Origin of the sequence: Mycolicibacterium mageritense (assembly GCF_010727475.1) — a bacterium.
GTDB lineage: Bacteria > Actinomycetota > Actinomycetes > Mycobacteriales > Mycobacteriaceae > Mycobacterium > Mycobacterium mageritense.
This window is the reverse complement of record NZ_AP022567.1, coordinates 3,046,223-3,064,698: the sequence shown is the minus strand read 5'-3', so window position 1 is coordinate 3,064,698 and position 18,476 is coordinate 3,046,223. Positions and strand designations below refer to the sequence as shown.

The window sequence follows — 18,476 nt, the reverse complement described above, 5'->3', positions numbered from 1 at the left end:
AGGGCGAGGTCGCGAGTCACAGTGATGAATTGCTGGGCTTCATCAGCCTGGTGGAGTTGCGTTGCGCGGTAACGGGTTGCGCGTGCTGCGCGGGCTTCGCGTTTCGCTGCCAGCTTCGCGGCACGCTCCGCACGACGGACAGCAGCGCGGTTCTCCCCGTGTCCACCTGGACACCTTCGCCCGCCTTCATGAATCGCCCTGCACATAGGTCTAGTGTACCAGGGGACACGTCGTTGAGCTGGGGAAATAACGCTTTGGTCGCTATGGTTCCAGGACTTCTCGGAACGCGGAACGTGTCCAGATGTTGATACGGGCGGGCTCCTGCCCGCGCAGCTTGACGGTGGCGAATGGAAGCTGGATGTCGGTTAAGGTGGCGGACTTCGCGACCTTGCCTGCGGTGCCCGCGACCCAGAAGTCCACGGGACCAGGACTATTGGCTGGTGAGTCGGCGTACAGCTCGGTCAGCATGGTGTCGGCTTCCTCCCGCAGCGCAGCGGCATGGTCGGCTGGAACGTCACGTCCCAGCCCAGCCTTCAAGGCTTCGGCGGCGTCCTCTGCGGCGTAATCACGATCCATGCTCGCCACCTCGGACATTCCCACGTCCTTCTGCGCGCTACGGGTCTCTATCGTCGCTGGACGCCCGCCGATCCGCCCGTCATCGCGCGCCTCGTCCAGGATCGGCGGCGGTGCCAGCAGGTCGCGGTGAATCCGCATCGGCTTCGGCAGCTCCACCGCATGGCGGAAATCCGTACCCACGGAGCGCTTGGTGATGGTCAAGTACCCATCGTCGTCCACACTGTCCACCAGCAGGGAAGGCGAGCCACCGCCTTGCCACTGCCCGATTAGGCGGGTTCCCGCTTCGATGGCGATGGGACGTGTGGCGTACTCCCGTGCGGTCTTGAGCAGTACCTCGCGCGCGGTGTCATCGGATAGACCAGGTATGCGGGCGGTGAGGCGCTGGACGCCCGCTTCAGTCAGGTCAGCCAGGCGTTGCTTGGGGGACATGGACGCGACGCTACCGCGCTTGGCAGCTCGCTCAGCGCGTTTCCGTGCGGCGTCCTTCGCCTTGAATGTGTCGGACTTCGGGGCGTGGCTGCTCGGGCAACGCCGTCCGCCCTCGTCGGTTGCTCTGCACATGTATCCAGCCTACAGCGAACTCGTCCATGTCCCCTAGAACACGCCTGTACAGGGATGGTGTGCAGATTGGCGGGGTACGAGCTAACACGTGGTTAGCAGCACCGAGTGAACACAACAGAGCCCCGCGCCGCGACATCGTAAAGGGTTAACCTGCCACCCGCACGTAGCGGAACACCGTCGCTCGACTCACCCCGAACATCGCCGCCAGCTCCTCAACGGGCTCCCCGTTGCGATATAGGCGGACGAGACGCTCACGCTGGTCACCTGCCAGCTTCGGAGGACGTGTAGCGGGAAGCCCACGCGCTAAACGAGTCTCACGGCTCGCAGCGCGGCGCTCCTTGCCCAGCTCCAGCTCTAGCTCGGCGATGCTGGACATAATCTGCACGACGGCGCGACCTGTCGGCGTTCCTGTGTCCACGCCCTCACGGAGAGAACGTAGGGCGATACCGCGTTCGGTCAACGTGTGCAGCGCCTCGGCGACCTCGCGCACGGAACGCCCGATGCGGTCAACAGCGGCGACCACCAGGGTGTCGCCTTCACGGAGCCAGTCCAGACAGTCCCGCCAGCCAGGGCGGTCAGCGCCCGCGCGTCCTGAGGCGATGTCCACGAACTCACGGTCGGCGGCGATGCTGGCGGCAGCCAGGGTGTCGCGCTGCTGTTCGACGGTCTGGTGTCCCGTGCTCACACGGAGATACGTTGCGGTGCTCATGGTCTGGAGCGTAAAGCGGTCATCTGACACGGAATCTGCGACAGTCGCATATCTCGGTGTCATATCGCAGCGGCGACCTGCGGGTTTCGATGCTGCGCATGGGTGTTGCGTTGGCGTGTCACATCTTTAGATATGCGACAGCGGAGGTACCGCGCCCGAGCACGCCTAACCCGACGTTAACGCTGCCTCAATCACTTCCGCCGCATCCACGTCACCGTCGCGCCGAAGCCAGGCGGCAAGCGTGTGGGCGTCCGAGGGCGGGAGCACCACGTTATCCGTGTAGCCGAGATACCGCGTCACGCCTGTGATTCGCAGCCCGCCGAGGACGGGCGTGACGGTGACGCTGGAATGGGGCTGGTGTTCGCCGTCAGATTGGGAATTGCACATGGTCGGGTCAGATACGGAACGGCAGTGGATCAGTGCAGCCCGCTGCGAGCTTCTCGGCTTCGCGCCTACCCAGTTCCGCACGGAAGGCGTCCTTGGCGCGTTGTAAGTCCTCCTGCGTCCAGGTCGTGTCCGCAACTCGGGGGGTCTCCGAAGTTCGCGAGCCCACCTGTTCCGTCGCCGTCGTCGCCCATGTCCCTCAGGTCAACGGCGCAGTCCACCTGCTGCTCTGGACGATTCGCCACGTCCACAGCGAGTAGCCCGCCGATTATCGCGGTCAGTGTTACTCCCGCGATAGCAGCCTGCCGCCAGGTGCGCCGCTTTCCAGCGGGTGTGTTGGTCTCGGTCATCTTCCTCGTTCCTCTCCTCGTTGGTCATCGCGTCCCGTCTCTCTGGGGCAGCATCGTGTGGTCGAGCAGCGCCTCCCGTGCCTCACACAGGCTGGTAGGCGTCCACGGTGCGGGCATCGCGACCAGTGGGTAGGTCGTCACCGAATCGCAGCGGGTGGAATCAGCGTGTGCGGGAACGGCGAACACAGCAGCCATCACCATGCTCACCGCTCCCACAATCAGCGGGCGCATCATGAGAACAGCTCCGCGAGTGCCTCATCCGAGGACAAGGTGGTCTCGGGCACCTTGGCGCTCTCAGGCGGTGCTGCCACCTGAGTCACGGGAGACGCTGCGGGGCTCGGTGCCGCCTCGGCGGTGTCCTCACCTGCGGGTTCATCGTCCCCCTCACCCTCGGACTCGGTGTCCTCAGCCTTCGGCTCCTCTAGCTCGGTGTCCGCGTTCTCACCCTGGAAGCCCTCGGGAGAGGGAGCCTCAGGAGCGCTGGACGCTGAGCCACCTCCACCCTCGCTCTCCTGTCCAGCCAGCATCTCGTCCAGCATCTCGGGTGTTACGTTGACGTTCCCGCTGCCGCCAGCCGCGCCTTGAATCGCTTGGAGCAGTGGGTCGATGAGCGGTTGCACCTGCCCAGTGAGCCCTTGCAGACTCTGCGGGAGGGACTGCGCCATCCCCATACCCTGACCGAGCATCCCCTGCATCTGGCTCATCAGCTCAGGCGGCAGCTCCAAGCTCGGGGCTCCCGCGCCAGGCGCTCCGCTGGGCATCGAAGCGGGGACGGACGGTTCCGTTCCTGCTGCGATGTGTCCCTTCAGCTCAGTGTTGGCGGACTGGAAGTTGGCGGCAATGGCGTCGGCGTCGCCCTGCGCCTGTTCGAGTAGTGCATCGAACTCCGCCTGGATACGCGGCTGATCCCAGCCTTCGGCGACAGCTCGCGCCTTCGTCGCCTCCCACTCCATGTCGAACGCCTCGGCGCGGGCATTGAGTTCGGTCTTCGCGTTGAGGATGTTCTGCGCCGAGAGAGCCGTTGCTACCGAGCGGTTCTCGAAGGTCGCGCCTTGAGCCGTGAAGTTCGCAACGCGCGTAGCGAACTGCGAGTCTGCCGCGTCGGCGGTCTCCCCCTGCATGCTCGATGCCACGCTGACCGCCATGTTCGTCACGGTCTCTGCGCTGGCGAACGCGTTGATGCCGTTCGCGTGCTGCTCGGTTGCCCTTGCCGCGTAAGCGGTCTCGTCCAGTTCGGGGTAGTGACCTCGCACCACCTTGTCGAAGTTCGGGGTGGTGGACGGGGGTAGTCCTCCTGTAGCCATGATGTGTGTTCTCCTTATCGGTTGGTTGTAGGTAGGTCGGGCTTGGGCAATGCGTTCACGCGGTCTCGGAGTACCGATCCCGCCTTCCCGCCGAACGCGGGGTTGGCGGCGTCGTCGCGCAGAATCTTCTCCAGCGCAAGGGTTCCCGCGCCGAACACGAGCGTCCCGTCCGCCCGTTGCTCGCTGCCCGAGTTGGCGATGTCATAGCCGCGTCGCGAGACGTGAACCATCTGCCCGCGTTTCGGGGACAGGGATGGTGTGCGGAGCTTCGCCACCAGTTGAGTGAGCCTGCGCTCCATCACGGCGTCCCTGTCCCCGAAGTCGCTGTCAGGGTGGGCACGGTACGGGTCTACCAGTGCATCGAGCGCGGGCATATCAGCCATCGCCCGCTGCGCGATGGTCGCGCCCAGCGTGCCGAGTGCCAGCTCAAGCGTGCTCATGGTTCAGCCCTCCTAACTGCTTGGGAACACGTCGTCGGGATTCAATGCACCTGCGCCGTTGTCGGTGTCACCGAACGCGGCACCCGCAGCGGTGTCATCAGTGCTGGACAGTCCCGCTTCCTCATCGTCGGGGACGCCAGGGGTGCCCGCCTGCGCGGTCGCTTCGCCAGGTGTGGACACCACAGGGGTCACGTCACCCGCGAGCGGCGTTACCGAACCATCGCCCACGGGCTGCGCGACACCAGTTGCCACGGTGGTGGTCTCCGCGCCAGCGGTCGGCGATGCGGAGTCCCCGCCTTCGTCCAGGCGGAAGATGCCCTGGTTCTGACCGTCGAACACAGCGGCGTCGGACACAGGCACGATGTCGCCGTTCTCCATCATCACCTCGTCGTTGCCGATGAAGATGCCCGTGCCCGCACTGCTCACCAGCACGTCCCCTGCCTGCATCAGGCTCGTGGGAACCTGCTTGCCGATGTCCTGACCGTCAGGTGGAATCTGGAATCCCAGTTCGGAAGCCTCCTGCGCCAGCGTGAAGCCGAGACCCTGCTCAGCGCCCCGCGCGAGGGTGTCCGCGAGAGCGGCGAGCTTGGCGCTCGGGAACTCCACCTGGCGTCCGTTGCCCACGTCCGCCGTCCGCGCTTCGGCGGAGTTCGGGTCGGTCTCGACAGCGGCAACGGGGGCGACTTCACCTGTGTCCTCGGCGGTCTCGGGCGCTGCGTCGTCCTTGGGCTCAGTGTCCAGCCCATCGGTGGGATCGTCCAGTGGCTCCACGGCTTCATCGCCCTCGTCGGTGAGGTCGTCCAGCGGCTCCTCCATCTCGTCGTCCTCGTCCTCGCTCAGGTCGTCCAGCGGTTCCGCCAGCTCCTCGTCGCCCAGCGGGTCGGAGAGCGGGCTGCTCATTCCTGAGCCCATGTCAGGCATTCCCCCGCCGCCCATGGACGGCATACCGCCACCTGCGGGCATTCCCGCGCTGGGCACACCCATGTCGGGCATCGGGGTTTCGGAAGCCAGCAGCTTCGCGAGCTTGTCGTCCAGGTCTTCGTCGTCGGACACGTCGTCCAGCGCGGGAGCGAGCGAGGGCGCACCAGGGTCAGTGATGCTCGGCAGCGCCTCCCCGATTGGAGTGGTGTCCCCTACCTTCGTCGCCTCAGGTTTCGGGGCTTCCAGATTCGTGGTCACGGAGTTGCCGTTCGGGGTCACCGTCCACTCAGCCAGAGCGGCGCGGAGGTATTGCACGGCTTCGTCGTTCAGTGTGGTCGCGTTCTCCAGCGCCGTTGCCGCGTCTCCGAGCGCCTCCGTCCCACGCGTGGTGTCCCCTGAGCCTTTGAGCACGTTCCAGGCGTTCATCCCCAAGCCGAGACCGCCCACGGCGAGCCCCACACCCGTAGCGGCGAGCGGGGCAGCCAGCAGCCACTCCGCAGCGGACACGTGATGGGCAGCGCGGTCAGCCTGCACGTTGCGTAGCGCCTGTACTGATAGGCGAAGTGAGCCAAGGGCGTTCGTCGCACCCTCATGTGTGGCAGCGGCGGTGATGGTGAGCGCGTCCTCCACGTCGGTGGTGGCATTGTTGACGGCGTTCAAGTTGAACGTCCCGCCAGTTGTGCCCGCATATACAGCGGCAAGTCGGTCGGCTGACGGTTCCCCCGCCTGTTGCGTCACCGCAGCAGTGGCAGCGGTCATCACGTCGTGCAGTCCCGCGAACGCGTCGAGCAGGGGCTGTAACGCCTCAGCTTCGTGGAACGCGGGGACGCCCTCCACGGTCTCGCCGCAGTCGCCGCCCGCTTCGCATCCCTTGCCCGCGCAGAATGCGTCCACGTGCGTGGGCTGGTAGTTCATTGTGCCTGTGTTGAATTGGTCGATGGTGCGGTCGAAGGCATCCACGGAATCCGCGTCCCCAGCGTCGCCGTCGATGCCGCCGACACCCGACACAGGGAGATATTGCGTGCGTCCTGCTTCGGGGGCTTGGTGGCGCAGCCTGTCGGGATCGGGGCTACCGAGTCCCGTGAGCGACGCAACCGAGGTGGTTACGCCGATGACGTTGAGCGCGGAGGTCATAGGAGCACGTCCTTAGGTGGTGTTGCGGCGGGGTTAGCATGGGTCACGGTGGTGTCCACGGAGTTGATGGATTCCGCGTTGCCCGTCTCCATGTCCTCCCACTCAGCGGCGACGCGTTCCAGCTTCACGGCGTCACCCTCGAACTGCGCGGAGAGCCCTTGCGCCACAGCGATGTAGCGCTTCTCAGCCTCAACGAGGGCGGCGTCGAAGTCCGCGACCACAGGCGATGCCTTGCCGTCACGGGTAGGCGCGCCCAGTCCGTCCCTCGTCAGCCACGCGCGGTACGCGGCGAAAGCGTCAGGAGCAGAGGTCGCCAGGGCAGCAGCGTTATCGGCTTGGGTGCGTAGGTCAGCGGCGAGCTGGCGAACGACGGCTGTGTCCATCTTCACGATGGCTCCGTTCGTCCCGTCCCCAGCTCCTACAGCGCGCTTTGCATCGCCGACGAGACCACCAGGAGGGGAGATGATGTCTTCGTGGGACGTTCCTCCGCTGTCGCCGCCGCTCAGCGCGCGGTATCCGAGGACGCCAGCGGTTCCGAGCCCTGCGGCTCCCAGTCCAACTCCCAGACCGCGCTTGTGACGCTTCGCCCAATCCAGGAATCCCCCGCTCTTGCCGTCAGGCTTGTCCCCCGCAGGGGACACCTTCACCCAATCCTTGCCGTGGACATCGGGGATGGTGGCACCGTCCGTGGCACGAGCGCCGTCAGTAGCGGTGTCAGCGGCATGAGTGGCATCAGCAGCACCGTCAGTGGAACGGGCTGCGGTCTTCAGTCCATCGGCAGCGTTCGCGCCCGCCTTCGCAGTGTCCTCTCCCATCCGCACGCCCTTCGCGAATAGGTCAATGAGGTCATCAGCGCTAGCCATGTCAGTGTCCCCCTTCGCAATTGGCGCGGTGCATCCATGCAATCGGCGCGGTGGGCACTACACCGAAGTGGTCGGCGATGCGCTCCCAGGTCAACCCACCAGCGCGAGCGTCGGCGACGGCGGCGTTGCGTACTACACGCGCCTCCCGTAGCGCTTGCAACGCACGGCGATGCTCTGCACAAGCGTCATCGAGACGCTGCTCCAGCAACACTCGTGAGTCGTCATCGGTCATACCCTCATGGTACGTGAAGGTCAACCCATTACACCAGGTCAGAGCGTATAGGGGGACTGTACGGTCGGCTCTCGTCCAGGGTGTTAACGTCGGCTCAACACAAGGCTCGGCAAACGTCATGACGCGCCCGACTCCCGCTGCCCTGCGAGCCAGAGCAGAGCGCCAGCGGCGCGGACGTTATCTATCGCCGAGCGACGGTTCGCGTCCGCGTCTGCGATAAGGCGCTCCGTCCAAGTGGCGTTCTGAATCTCCATGCCACGGAACAGCGGCGCGATGTCAACGGGAGTGGTCATGTGCAACGCCGATACGGCGGCAGCGGTCGATTCAAACGCGTGGATCAGGTCGAGGTACGCCGTCGCGAACTCCGCGCACATTGCAGCAGCGTCCCGTATTTCGGCGGGAGTCCAACCCGCGCACAAGTTCTCAACGCCCCACTGTGCCGCGTACTCGGCGTCCAGGGGGATGCGGGACAGCCTATCTGCACTATCAGTCGCGTCCACGGCGCTCCTCCCCCAGGCGCACAATCTGCTGAACCGCGTTTCGGGGAATGCCCAAGGCGTCCCCCACACGCTGCCATGTCCAACCCATTGCCCGCGCGGTGGTGATGGTGTCGTGACGGCGCTCCCGCAGTTCGGCGAGATGGCGTTGCGCCTCGGCGATTTCGGTAGTGATGGCGCGGAGTTTCGCGTGCATCGCGTCGTGCGCCGCCTGGTCGGCGGTCAGCAGCTCTATGAGTTCATCGTCGGTGTACTTGGTCATGTGTGGGGTTCCTTGTCGGTTGGTAGGGGTCAGGGATTCAGGGTCAAGCAGCGCGGGTTTCGCGCACCTCTACAGCGAGGTACAGGTTGTCCAGTCCTCGGGTCAGGTCGATGTCGAGCACGTCGGCGTAGGGCTGGTCGTCCACCTTCGCGGGGACATGGACAACCACGGCGATGTCCTGGCGCACCTCGGGGAACGGGAGCCAGTGCGTGCCGTCAGCGCTCAGAAGCCAAGAGGCAGATGCGTACTGCGCGAGCTGGACGCCGATGCTCAGCAAGCTGTTCTTGAGTGAGGAGCTGGTCTTCAGGTCAACGATGACGAGCTGCCCGTCAGCGTCGCGCATGATGCGGTCGATGCGCCCAGCGGCTCCCGTGATGTGGTTGTAGATGACGCATTCCACGAGTTCGGGCACCACCGTCAGCCCTGCCGCGAGGCACGCGGCGCGGTAGGCGCGGACATGTCCACGGAGTTCCTCAGGCACCTCGTCCACGGTGCACACGCCCAAATCCACGGCTTCCGCCCACGCGTGCACAGCGGTACCGAAGGTCGCCGCGTCTCCAGCACCAGCGGCGGCGTGCGCGAGTTCGGCTACGTGGTCGATGGTGTCGTTGTCAGCATCAGCGTCCAATCCCGCCAGGAGCGCGGGATTCGAGGTCAAGCCTGCAAGCACCTGGTTGAGCGACCACTTGGTCAGTCCGCCGCGCTCCTCCAGCGTCTTCGCAACGGTCGTGGCACGCGCGTACGGAGGCGCTGGGGCGTCGGAATCGGGGACAGCGGGCAGGTGATACCCGCGTCCGTCCACACGCGGCTCACAGCGGCTCGGGAGCTTGGGCATTGCGTACGCCGCGCCCTGCGGTACCACGGTCGGCACCGAGGACAGCGGGGCGCTGGTGGCGAAGGGCAGGGCGAGAGCTGCGGTCATGATGACTATGTTACATAGACATTTGACTATTGTCCCTAATATCGTGTATAGGGGGACTGTACGAAGCCCAGGTCAGCGCGCTTCGGGATGCTCTGCACCCGAGACGGCCCATTGGGCCGTCTCGGGTGGGACGTGGATACGTGCAGGTCAGCGCTGGTCTGCTGGCGGCGCGGCGGTCACCTCGCGGCGGAGCGTCGGCTGCCTGAAGTGGGACAACGGAAAGTGGCGTCCCCTAGCGCGATTCGGGGTACATCGACACACACGCTCCTGGTCCCGTGACGGTGTAGACGCCTGCAAGGAACGCCTGCACCCTGTCGGGGACGGACGCAGGAACCAACCCATCTCGGTCGGAGGTCGTGAGCCCCCGCACGAGCACCTCGGTCAACGCTTCGTCCACGTCGCCAGCGGACAACAGGATGGGAGCACCAATCACATCGACGGTCATGCGTGCCAGCGTGATACCCACGACGCACGCTGCGCGGAGAGCTGCCTGCTCGCCTGTGGTGAGGATGTCCTGTGACGCCAGCCAGCGAGTCGCAACGGTATTGACGAGGACACCAAGTCCAGTCCCGTCCCCCACGCGGGTAGTCGCCGCGCGGCGGATGGTGTCGGTGTACGAGGTCAAGGATTCGGGTGTTACGTACACGCTTCCATCGGGGCAGATGGTCGCGGGACGGTCGCCAGGGAGGCAGGGGCTGAAGACGAACCGAGGAGGTTCCACAGCGCCCGTGAACGCCACTGCAGTGCTGTATGCCCCGTCAATCACTCGGGGGTTCCAGGTCATGTCACCCTCGCCCTCGGCGGCGGTCAGCGGGAGGCGCAAGCGGCGGTCATCGACCTCGGGCTGAGTGATCGCGAGGCAGGCATCGACATCCCCGTTGAAGCCCTGGAGCATCGCGCTCAGCCGCTCACCACCCGTGCCGTGTGCGTCGGCGGGGTTCTGCCCTGGCTTCAGGGGCACGTCGGCGAAGGACAGCATGGCGAGGAACGCGTTGCCCACGGCGTCCTCAGGAATCTCGCCCGCGTCCCGTTGTGAGCGGATATAGGCTCCCGCAACGCAATCGGCGCGCTGCTCACGCACAATCACAGAATCGCCCTCTCCCGCGTCGCTCGTCACGTCGGCGACATGTCCCATTTCATGGGCGATGACTAACGCGATACCGAGGTCGCCGTTCGCGTCGTGGAGCTTGCGGAGAAATGTCCTGTCCCAGCCGATTAGCAGCGGGTCAACGCGGCACACCACGGCGTTGCTCAGCGCGTCCTTAATCTCTCCCCTGCACCACGAGTTCCCCTGCGGTTGGGTCGAATCCCACGACACGAGGCGGAGGGTCGAGGGGAGGTCAACGAGTTCCTGCATGTCAGCGATGGTCTGCGCTGCAACGCGGTCGAGGTCTCCCCCGTCCGTGCCCTCCACCTCGGGAAGCGTGGACGACGAGGCGGTGTCTGATGGCGCGGAGGACGTAGAAGCGGTGTCCCCTGCGGCGATATCGGGCTCAGGGATTAATGCCAGCGACCCGCACGAGGTCAGCAAGAGAGCGGCGGTAAGCGAGGCAATCGAGGCTCGAAAGGGGTGGGTGGTCATGGTGATTCCTTGAGTTGATTCCACGCGTCGGCGTACATCTCCGGGAGCGTGGGGGTTGGGGACTGCGACACTTCACGCGGGGCTGCCGTTGCGAGTGCGATGGTCAGGGCGGTCACTGTGACAGCGAGCACGGTGCTAGCGGTGATGGTGAGGGCGTGGTCAGCGGTCATGCGTCCTGTCCCTCCTGTGCAATTTGGCGTACGCGCTCGCGACTGATTCCGAGATAGCGTCCGATTTCCGCGTAGGTGAGCCCTTCACGGTGTCCAGCGCGAATTGCATGGGCGAGGTTCTCACGGGAGGCATGGCGGGTTGCCTGGGCAGCGTCCCACGCATCGGCTATACGGGATAGCCGCTCGTCGTTGCTGTGGGGCGTGGTCATAGGTCAAGTTTACCTTGACATTCCACAATTTACCCTGGTCAGGCGTATAGGGGTACTGTACGACTAGGCGCTGAGTAGGTTTGCTGCTAACGTCGCGTTAGCACCTTGACGAGAGGAACGGGAGCGAGTGCTTCATGAAGTCCGGCAGGATTCCACCAACACAGGCGGTCGGTTGACGGCACGATGACGCGATGACCGATTACCGAATCGCGGAAACACCTTTGGGTGCGCTCCTCACAGCGGACGGTGAACAGGTCGGCGAGAACTACGCCGACACCCAAACCGCCATCACGGCGGCTGCCGAAGTCATGCGCTCGCGCGGAGACTCCGTTAGTGGCACTTGGGTCTTGGACTGGGACGATGGCTACCGCTGGACCCCGAACGCAACTACTCGCTAAACAGCTCGGCGTTTCGCGAGTCGATACTCATAGTGCCATGGTCGTCGGTGAACGCTGCTGTGACTAGGGCTGGCACGTCAGTACCCAGCACAGTGGCGAGTCCTTGGAGAGTGGACAGGCGTGGGTTGGCTGGTGAACCATCACGGTTACCCAGTCCTGATTCCAGGAGCTGGAGATGGTTGCGGCTGATTCCCGCAGCATCCGCCACCTGCTCCTGGGTGAGCCCGCGCTGGGTACGTAGGTCGGACAGCAGGACACCGAGGCGCTGCGCGGGTGTCACGTCCCTACTTCGCTTTCGTCGCTTCCAGGAACTTGCCCAGCTCGTCCAGGGCGTGGGACCAGAAGATGGTCAGCCCTGCCGTCTGCGCCGAGACCAGGTTGTGGACTTTGAACACCCCAGAGATTACGGCAGCGGGCACCGCGCCTAGCCTCCCGAACTCAGCAATCCAAGCAACCGCTTTCACCGCAGCGTCGTTATTGATGCGCTTCACCGAGTTGGTGGACGAGTTCGACACCTTGCACTCAATCGGCATCACCCGCCCGTCCCCGAGCCGCACGATGAGGTCAGCCTTTCGGCTGCCGAACATGCTCTCGCGGCAGAACTCACCAGGCGCGGGGGCGTCGATCAATGTGGAAATGGTGCGGGTCGGAACTTGAGTGAAGCCCCGACTGATGAGGTACGCCGTCACCAGTTCTTCTTGCTCGTCCTTGGACTCGTTGCGACGGGCGGTACGCACTCGTTCGGTAGCGATGAGTGCGGCGGTGGAAATGACTGCCACCTCTCGCTCGGCTGCTGTCGGGTTGCGGTCCTCACTCACCCACGGAAACCTGTTACGGTCCAACCCCGCCAGGATTGTGTCGATGACTCGGTACGCGCCAGCTCCATCGTCGGCGCGTAACCGCTGCTGACTCAGCGTGGTGTCCGCCAACACCTTCAAGTCGTCCTCGCTGATCCAAGGTGACGCGAGAAATCTAATGGTGGTCAACATCTCGGGACGTACCAGCAACTCCACGGCGTGGTCCTTGAGCAACGTCAGATCTACCGTGCCTTCGATGAGTTCCTCAACAGCAAGGCGGAACTCCTCGAAGCGGTCGATGTACTGCTCCAGCGGCTCCTGCATCCGCGCCTCGGCGAACAATGCCCGTGACTTCGCAATGTCCTCGGCGAACTGCACCTCAGACCATTGGGGTGGCGGCACCTGAGCCACTACACGACTCCCGCTGTCAGCATTTCGACGTTCGGCACCGCAATGCGCTCCATTTCCTTGGGCTCGAACTTCGTCAATCCGCCCGCGTACGTGCGCCCCTCGGTCAGGGACACGGAAGTGCGCAGGTACTCGCCTAGATTGTCGAGAACTGCGTCGGCGAACGTTTCTCGTGGGTACAGCCCGTGCGCGATGTTGATGTGCCGTGCGTCTGCGTCGTTGCGGACGAACGTCGGTGGACGCCGCGCCATATACGTCGCCAGCAGCGGGGCGGGGGTACGCAACCCAACACTCCACCAGGCTTTGCGGGTTGCGGCGATATATCCCTCGTTCACTTTGTGCCGCTTGGCAACTCGGAGGAACTGATCAATCCGCTTACGCTCATCACCGTCGAACACGTCCAGGTCCACGGGTAGGTCGATGACCACCTTCAATCCCTCGGGAGTCGCCAATCGCGCACCTGCGCTGAACAGCTCGTGCGCTTTGGTGACGGACGGGTACAGCACCGATTCAGGAAGAGAGATGGTGTCGCGCCGCTTCACCCACACAGCATTGGCACCAGTCACTGCGCCACGGTGCACGCGGCACAGCTCGCCCAGCTCCACAAACCCTTGGGGCAGCTTCGGGGTTACGCGGGTCAGCACCGACCACCGCGACGACTCCGCCAGGCGTTGACGGGACACCTTGCGCCCCTTGGACAAGTTGCCCAGGTCGCTCACCTTGTCCACGCGGCGTAGCTTCATGCTCGTCGGAGCTGCACCGACCTTGAAGCACGTTATGGCACCTGTGGTTTGGGCATCGGCGAACGGTGCGGCGCTTGGGTCTAGGACGTGGATGGATTCGCCACCCAAGCCATCCAACAGCAGTTGGCGAACAAGGGAGCCGTAGTTCACGTCCATCCACTCGCTGCCCGTGATGAACGCCCCGAAATCACCAGGCTTGCCCAACTCTGCTGTAGCGAGGAAGAAGTGCACGTGCAGACCTGCGAGAGCGGACGCCTTGAATCCCCGTGCCTTCGCGGTGTCCAGAAGCCACTGCTTCCATTCGGGGTCAATCTGGTGATGGCGGACATACGGCGGGTTACCGATGAACAACGTCGGTCCATCCACGTCAGGCAGCTCTAAGGCGCGGTAGTCGCCAAGGTTGATCGCCACCCGATCCTGCAGCTTGTTGACGGCGATGTTCGCGCGCAACATGAGGGCGGCAATCGGGTCCAACTCGGCTGCGACGACCGACGCCTTCGGGAACTTCTTCGCCGCAGCCAGCAGGTAGCGTCCTGATCCCGCGCCCGGGTCCACAATGCGGGCAGGCGCTCCTTGTGCTGAAGCCCAGGAGGTCATCGCCGCGATGATGGGCGAAGGGGTATAGGTCTGCCCCAATGGGCGGCGGTCGGCGGGCGTGACGATGCGGCAGTAGGCGTCGCCGAGCGGGTCGCCGCCGCGCGTGATGGTCTGACGCAACCGCCGCACGGCATCGGCAGTCAACGGTGATTTGCCCGAAGGGATGAGCGCGGCTTCGTCCGGGGTCAGCGTTCCAGCAGTATCAGCCCCCAGGTCAGCACACAGACGTGCCAGGTCACCAAGAGTTGTCACGCTTCCCATGCGAGTGATGGTCTCACCAGCCACCGACACTGGTCAGCCCTGCTTGAGGCGGAAAACGCCACGCGAGACGCGCTCGAAGTATTTCTCATCCTGCAACGTGGAGCGGTATGACGACGACGGGCGTTCGCCAACTTCGGGCTTCGTTGCTTCCGTGATCTGTGCGATTGTCGCAGGTTCGCCGTTGAGGCTGCTCAGGTACGCGCGGATGGCGTCCTTGAGAACGCCGCGTGGTCCTCGCTTGGGTGAACTGACCATGCTTATAGTGCCTCCCCGCCGTGCCGTCCGCTGCTCGAAAGTCGACTTTAACAGTGAGGCGAGTGACTGATGAGGTGAACCGCCACACCAGCTCCACTGATCATCACACACCAGCAAGGCGTCCCTTCGACACCACGTACTGGTCAGTGGGGTGGTAGAGCTGTCAGGCTGCGCTTTGGATGAGGTCCGACAGCGGCGACAAGGATGGTGTTGGGCTCGTCCAGCACGAAGTACCACCACGCGCGCCACGCGTTGGCGATCTTGTGCTCAATGTATGACTCCCACACGTCCTCGCCGTTCTTACCTTTCAGGTTGTGGTATCGGTGCGACTGCAACGAGCGGTGCTCGGGTCCAGCGTCGCGCATAATCCTAAGCGCGCGTTGGACTTTCCGACGCATCTGCTGCTTGGGTTTGGTGCCTCGTAGGCTCGCGAGTACGTCCCGCACTGCGTCAGTGCATTTCACAGTGAACTCGCCCTCGGGTATGGAACCACCGAGCGCTCCAGCGGGAAGCGAACCGCCGATCTGCACCAACGCTTCGAGGAACTCCGCTGTGTCCGCCTCTGAGAACGCGCGGTGCAGCAGCGTCGCGAGCACGTCGGGGTCGGAGGTGTCCAGCTCAGCAGGCAGTTCCAGGTCGGCGTCCGTCATGCTCAGGCTCCTCAGAAAGTGGTGTCCCCTACTGCGGGGAGGCTACCTGTGGGCGTGCGTCATACGGGTTAGGTACACGGATAACCGCAGCTCAGGCGACGCGGTAGACACGAGTGTCGCGGCGCTTAGCGTCCTTAATCTCGGCGCGGATGCGTTCCTTGATCCGCTCCCGTGTGAAGTCCACGTCGCACCGTGTGCAGTCGTCTAGAACCGCAAGTCTGGCGGGTGGCATCCCCACGGGGAAGTACCAGCAGTACACGCATGTGAGATTCAGGTTGGAGTGCTCCGCCCGACAGGTGGTGCACACGAAGTGGCGGGCAAGGGTGGGAGCCTCCCTCCACATCTTGTACTGGAGGTCGAACGGGTCACCTGGCGTGGTCTCGTGGAACGCCAGATGGCGGTTGATATGCGGCTCGTGCGCTGTGTCCCACGGGACTTCCAAAGCGGTACGGGATATCTGGCAGAGCCAACAGCGCCATGTGTCAGCGTATATTCGCCACTGCTCAGGTGTGGACGGGGTTAGCAGCGGGGTGTTCATTTCTCAATCTCCTTATTAGGGTTACTACTTCGGGTGGATACACGCTCTACGAGGCGGGGTTAGTTGACTCGGTAGGGGGTCTTCGGGGCGTGCGTCTTCTCAATCCATCGCGTACCGAGAACCTTCGCCTCCACGGTGATGGGGACACCTTGGAAGGTCGTCTCCATTGCGGTGATGATGCGTGGAAGCATCTCCTCCGCCTGCTCCGCTGGCACCTGAAACAGCACTTCATCGTGAATCGGCAGGAGCATGTACTCCCCGAAGCCTGCACCGTCCAGGCGGAACATGGCTCCCAGCAGCAGGTCACGCGCCAACCCCTGCATCATCAGGTTGAATCCTGCCCAGGCGCGTGTGGGGTCGATGGTCTGAAACCTCCCGCTGGGCAGCGTCCAGAAGGGACGCCCTGAGTTGATGGTCGGCTCGACGTTCTTCGAGAACCAATCCCCCAACTTCGGGAACTGAGCGCGGTTGGCGCTGAGCACCTTCGACACCAGGTCGATATCCTCGTCCACCTGCTCGGCGATAGTGTCCTGCCCGCCGCCGTACATCTGCGCCAGACAGATGATCTTGGCGAGCTTGCGGTCGTCCACCGTGGCGTCTGGTCCCCACACCGCCCAGGCGATGAGCCAGTACGGGTCACGGGACTTCACGTCATGCTCGGACGCATCTTCTGGAATCGGCTCGGTGTAATTCCATGTGAGCTTCGGGTCGCCTGTCACCGCTGCGGCGACGCGCATCTCGATGGACGAGAAGTCGGCGCTGATGAAGACCATGCCAGGATCAGCGACAAAGCACGGTTTCGCGGGCTCTGGCACGTTCTGGAGGTTCGGCGAACGGGAAGCCATACGTCCCGTAACCGCCTCATTGGCAACGATTTCCGCGTGCACACGTGAGCCAGTGGTGCGCAGGTAGTGCCTGTAGTTGGTGGTGATTTCCTTGTGGGCTTTGTTCCAGGCACGGAAGGCTGTTGCCACCTTCGAGCCCGCCTTGATGTACCCCTTCAATGCGGACTTGTCCAGCACGGGGATGGTCTTGCCGTCCTTGGTGCGCTTGGTCGGTACGGGGACGCCCTCGGCGCGAATAGCCGCCGCCACGGCTTCCTTGTCAGGTGATGAATTGCCAGAGGTCTTCGCCGTGACCATCGGCACTCCATGGTCGGCGAACACCTTCTCAGCGTCCCCCAGAGTCACGTACGCCTCCTGGTTCAACTTGCGTGTGAGTTCCACGTCCAGCCGCACGCCACGGTGAGTCATCTCCGTGACCATGCAGGCGGCGTGATGCTCGGCGTTCACCCTGTCCGGCCACAGTGAGCGCGCAACGGGGTCGAGAGCCTCGGCGAGGTGCGCTGAGTCGTACACGTCCGCCGCGCAGTAGGTGATGAACTCAGGGTTGTCCCGTGGAATGTGCGCCCAGGTGTTGCCATGGGTCGGGTCGCCCACCACATCGCCGTCCTCGGTGACGATGATGTGGTCATAGGCGCTCCACGTAGAGCCACCTACACCCTTGGTCCCCATCGCCTTCTGTACCGCTTGCAGCTCTTGCTTCGCGTCCGCTGACACGGCTGCCTCCCCGCACCACGCCTTTGTCAGGGACTTCAGGTCCAATGCGGCGTTACCGAGCTTGCCGTTGCGGTTGGTGATGAGGATGCCCAGGATGAAGGTGTCAGAGGTACGCCTCCATGCGTCGCGCACAGTGTCGAACACCCCGAGGCGCACCAGGCGCAGGATGTCGAATGCGGCGTTGTGGGCTGTGAGGGTGAATGTCTTGTCGTTGAGCATCTCCCGTGCCGCCGATACATGCGCGGGGTCGGACGGGTCGAGCAGCACCGCCACGGACTTGCTACCGAGCTGAATCGAGGTCGTCGCGCCTCGTGGATCGGACGGATGCAGCGCGTCGGTCTCCACGTCGAACGCGAGGAATCCGCCACCTTGCAGCGAGGCGCGGAGCTTGGCGATGGCGTCAGCGGGACTCTCCCCGTGCCGCAGGAACAGTGTCTGGCGCTTGCGGGCACGCAGCAAGGTGCGAAGGTCAGAGGTTGGTGTGGTCATGGTCGTGCTCCGTTCGGTGAGATGTTGCGAATGGGTGCGTAGCCCATGCGCTCCAGGGGTAGGAATTGGATATTGGCGAGGCGGTCGCTCAAGGCGTCGCGCGCTTGCTCAGTAGGCGGGATGGCAGCCGCTGCCGCGTCTACGGCACTCTGTGCGGCTGTGAGCGCCGCAGTGAGGGCGTCAAGGTCGTCACCCTCCTTGCCCCGCGCTACGCGCTTCTCAGCGGCAGTGAGCGCCCGTTCCGCCCGACGCATTTCACTGACACGGCGCTTGTGCTCACGGGCAGCCGACTTAGCTTCCTGGGCGGCGGCATTCGCGGCGCGCTCCAGCTCAACCTTGTCTCGTTTGGACATACCCTCCCCGCCGTACGGCAGGTCGGAACCGAGGGTGTCCACAGCACCGAGGCGTCGCTCCAGCAGGACGAGCCCGCAGGCTTCGAGCTGGTGGTGAACGGCGCGAAGGTATCCGCGCGCGTACTCAGGCGGCAGGTCAACCCACTCAGCTACCTGTGTCAGCGCCACTTGGGCGGGGATGCGCAAGATGTCCGCCTCCCGCTTCTGCGCAAGCAGATTGCGGCGAAACTCGTTGTCAGTGGGGAGAACATCAGGGAGCGGCACAGAGACAGCGACCTTCGCCATCTCTGTCCAGAATCGCTTACCGCACCG

General features: G+C 64.2%; 21 protein-coding genes. All 21 read right to left on the bottom strand.

Annotation, left to right across the window (positions count from 1 at the left end):
• Window positions 1–261: 261 nt before the first annotated feature.
• Window positions 262–1,005: a hypothetical protein gene (locus tag G6N67_RS14525; RefSeq protein ID WP_036431433.1), complete on the bottom strand. Its 744-nt coding sequence runs from the start codon at window positions 1,003–1,005 to the stop codon at window positions 262–264.
• A 277-nt stretch (window positions 1,006–1,282) separates the two neighbouring features.
• Complete coding sequence (locus tag G6N67_RS14520) at window positions 1,283–1,846, bottom strand: recombinase family protein (protein WP_036435187.1); 564 nt, start codon at window positions 1,844–1,846, stop codon at window positions 1,283–1,285.
• A 964-nt stretch (window positions 1,847–2,810) separates the two neighbouring features.
• Window positions 2,811–3,884: a hypothetical protein gene (locus tag G6N67_RS14515; protein WP_131524652.1), complete on the bottom strand. Its 1,074-nt coding sequence runs from the start codon at window positions 3,882–3,884 to the stop codon at window positions 2,811–2,813.
• A 14-nt stretch (window positions 3,885–3,898) separates the two neighbouring features.
• Window positions 3,899–4,324 (bottom strand): hypothetical protein, encoded by a 426-nt coding sequence (locus G6N67_RS14510; protein ID WP_036431421.1) that lies wholly within the window; start codon window positions 4,322–4,324, stop codon window positions 3,899–3,901.
• Window positions 4,325–4,336: 12 nt separating this feature from the next.
• Complete coding sequence (locus tag G6N67_RS14505; protein ID WP_036431418.1) at window positions 4,337–6,379, bottom strand: hypothetical protein; 2,043 nt, start codon at window positions 6,377–6,379, stop codon at window positions 4,337–4,339.
• Entirely contained in the window at window positions 6,376–7,242 is an 867-nt protein-coding gene (locus G6N67_RS14500) for a hypothetical protein (RefSeq protein ID WP_036431415.1), read from the bottom strand. The genes G6N67_RS14505 and G6N67_RS14500 overlap by 4 nt, the downstream gene beginning before the upstream one ends.
• Before the next feature lies 1 nt (window position 7,243).
• Complete coding sequence (locus G6N67_RS14495; RefSeq protein ID WP_131524651.1) at window positions 7,244–7,474, bottom strand: hypothetical protein; 231 nt, start codon at window positions 7,472–7,474, stop codon at window positions 7,244–7,246.
• Between the two features lie 116 nt (window positions 7,475–7,590).
• Window positions 7,591–7,974: a hypothetical protein gene (locus G6N67_RS14490; RefSeq protein ID WP_036431408.1), complete on the bottom strand. Its 384-nt coding sequence runs from the start codon at window positions 7,972–7,974 to the stop codon at window positions 7,591–7,593.
• Window positions 7,961–8,233 carry a hypothetical protein gene (locus G6N67_RS14485; protein WP_036431405.1) on the bottom strand — a complete coding sequence of 91 codons (273 nt, stop codon included), beginning with the start codon at window positions 8,231–8,233 and terminating at the stop codon, window positions 7,961–7,963. Before G6N67_RS14485 ends, G6N67_RS14490 begins: the two co-directional genes overlap by 14 nt.
• Window positions 8,234–8,276: 43 nt before the next feature.
• Entirely contained in the window at window positions 8,277–9,155 is an 879-nt protein-coding gene (locus G6N67_RS14480; RefSeq protein ID WP_036431402.1) for a PD-(D/E)XK nuclease family protein, read from the bottom strand.
• Window positions 9,156–9,387: 232 nt separating this feature from the next.
• Window positions 9,388–10,737, bottom strand: a complete 1,350-nt coding sequence (locus G6N67_RS14475; RefSeq protein ID WP_036431400.1) for a neutral zinc metallopeptidase — start codon at window positions 10,735–10,737, stop codon at window positions 9,388–9,390.
• Window positions 10,734–10,907, bottom strand: a complete 174-nt coding sequence (locus tag G6N67_RS14470) for a hypothetical protein (protein ID WP_163642196.1) — start codon at window positions 10,905–10,907, stop codon at window positions 10,734–10,736. The genes G6N67_RS14475 and G6N67_RS14470 overlap by 4 nt, the downstream gene beginning before the upstream one ends.
• Window positions 10,904–11,116, bottom strand: coding sequence for a sigma factor-like helix-turn-helix DNA-binding protein (locus G6N67_RS14465; RefSeq protein WP_081812485.1), 213 nt, complete (start codon window positions 11,114–11,116; stop codon window positions 10,904–10,906). The genes G6N67_RS14470 and G6N67_RS14465 overlap by 4 nt, the downstream gene beginning before the upstream one ends.
• 387 nt (window positions 11,117–11,503) lie before the next feature.
• Window positions 11,504–11,794 carry a type II toxin-antitoxin system RelB family anti-toxin gene (locus tag G6N67_RS14460; protein ID WP_081812484.1) on the bottom strand — a complete coding sequence of 97 codons (291 nt, stop codon included), beginning with the start codon at window positions 11,792–11,794 and terminating at the stop codon, window positions 11,504–11,506.
• A 4-nt stretch (window positions 11,795–11,798) separates the two neighbouring features.
• Entirely contained in the window at window positions 11,799–12,722 is a 924-nt protein-coding gene (locus G6N67_RS14455) for a XamI family restriction endonuclease (RefSeq protein WP_036431395.1), read from the bottom strand.
• Window positions 12,722–14,320 carry an Eco57I restriction-modification methylase domain-containing protein gene (locus tag G6N67_RS14450; protein WP_179976827.1) on the bottom strand — a complete coding sequence of 533 codons (1,599 nt, stop codon included), beginning with the start codon at window positions 14,318–14,320 and terminating at the stop codon, window positions 12,722–12,724. Before G6N67_RS14450 ends, G6N67_RS14455 begins: the two co-directional genes overlap by 1 nt.
• Before the next feature lie 33 nt (window positions 14,321–14,353).
• Complete coding sequence (locus tag G6N67_RS14445; protein WP_036431391.1) at window positions 14,354–14,575, bottom strand: hypothetical protein; 222 nt, start codon at window positions 14,573–14,575, stop codon at window positions 14,354–14,356.
• Between the two features lie 143 nt (window positions 14,576–14,718).
• Window positions 14,719–15,225 (bottom strand): hypothetical protein, encoded by a 507-nt coding sequence (locus G6N67_RS14440; protein WP_051578635.1) that lies wholly within the window; start codon window positions 15,223–15,225, stop codon window positions 14,719–14,721.
• Between the two features lie 91 nt (window positions 15,226–15,316).
• Window positions 15,317–15,763: a hypothetical protein gene (locus tag G6N67_RS14435; protein ID WP_131524650.1), complete on the bottom strand. Its 447-nt coding sequence runs from the start codon at window positions 15,761–15,763 to the stop codon at window positions 15,317–15,319.
• A gap of 59 nt (window positions 15,764–15,822) precedes the next feature.
• Window positions 15,823–17,811 (bottom strand): DNA polymerase, encoded by a 1,989-nt coding sequence (locus G6N67_RS14430; RefSeq protein WP_036431385.1) that lies wholly within the window; start codon window positions 17,809–17,811, stop codon window positions 15,823–15,825.
• The gene (locus tag G6N67_RS14425; RefSeq protein WP_131524649.1) at window positions 17,808–18,449 is read right to left on the bottom strand and encodes a hypothetical protein; all 642 of its coding nucleotides are present in this window, start codon (window positions 18,447–18,449) and stop codon (window positions 17,808–17,810) included. The genes G6N67_RS14430 and G6N67_RS14425 overlap by 4 nt, the downstream gene beginning before the upstream one ends.
• Between the last annotated feature and the right edge of the window lie 27 nt (window positions 18,450–18,476).

Coding starts and splice junctions, on each gene's coding strand:
- G6N67_RS14435 (WP_131524650.1), bottom strand. CDS start 15,763: ATGAACACCCCGCTGCTAACCCCGTCCACACCTGAGCAGTGGCGAATA.
- G6N67_RS14515 (WP_131524652.1), bottom strand. CDS start 3,884: ATGGCTACAGGAGGACTACCCCCGTCCACCACCCCGAACTTCGACAAG.
- G6N67_RS14480 (WP_036431402.1), bottom strand. CDS start 9,155: ATGACCGCAGCTCTCGCCCTGCCCTTCGCCACCAGCGCCCCGCTGTCC.
- G6N67_RS14495 (WP_131524651.1), bottom strand. CDS start 7,474: ATGACCGATGACGACTCACGAGTGTTGCTGGAGCAGCGTCTCGATGAC.
- G6N67_RS14475 (WP_036431400.1), bottom strand. CDS start 10,737: ATGACCACCCACCCCTTTCGAGCCTCGATTGCCTCGCTTACCGCCGCT.
- G6N67_RS14430 (WP_036431385.1), bottom strand. CDS start 17,811: ATGACCACACCAACCTCTGACCTTCGCACCTTGCTGCGTGCCCGCAAG.
- G6N67_RS14520 (WP_036435187.1), bottom strand. CDS start 1,846: ATGAGCACCGCAACGTATCTCCGTGTGAGCACGGGACACCAGACCGTC.
- G6N67_RS14510 (WP_036431421.1), bottom strand. CDS start 4,324: ATGAGCACGCTTGAGCTGGCACTCGGCACGCTGGGCGCGACCATCGCG.
- G6N67_RS14525 (WP_036431433.1), bottom strand. CDS start 1,005: ATGTCCCCCAAGCAACGCCTGGCTGACCTGACTGAAGCGGGCGTCCAG.
- G6N67_RS14485 (WP_036431405.1), bottom strand. CDS start 8,233: ATGACCAAGTACACCGACGATGAACTCATAGAGCTGCTGACCGCCGAC.
- G6N67_RS14450 (WP_179976827.1), bottom strand. CDS start 14,320: ATGGGAAGCGTGACAACTCTTGGTGACCTGGCACGTCTGTGTGCTGAC.
- G6N67_RS14445 (WP_036431391.1), bottom strand. CDS start 14,575: ATGGTCAGTTCACCCAAGCGAGGACCACGCGGCGTTCTCAAGGACGCC.
- G6N67_RS14505 (WP_036431418.1), bottom strand. CDS start 6,379: ATGACCTCCGCGCTCAACGTCATCGGCGTAACCACCTCGGTTGCGTCG.
- G6N67_RS14440 (WP_051578635.1), bottom strand. CDS start 15,225: ATGACGGACGCCGACCTGGAACTGCCTGCTGAGCTGGACACCTCCGAC.
- G6N67_RS14425 (WP_131524649.1), bottom strand. CDS start 18,449: ATGGCGAAGGTCGCTGTCTCTGTGCCGCTCCCTGATGTTCTCCCCACT.
- G6N67_RS14465 (WP_081812485.1), bottom strand. CDS start 11,116: ATGACCACGCCCCACAGCAACGACGAGCGGCTATCCCGTATAGCCGAT.
- G6N67_RS14470 (WP_163642196.1), bottom strand. CDS start 10,907: ATGACCGCTGACCACGCCCTCACCATCACCGCTAGCACCGTGCTCGCT.
- G6N67_RS14500 (WP_036431415.1), bottom strand. CDS start 7,242: ATGGCTAGCGCTGATGACCTCATTGACCTATTCGCGAAGGGCGTGCGG.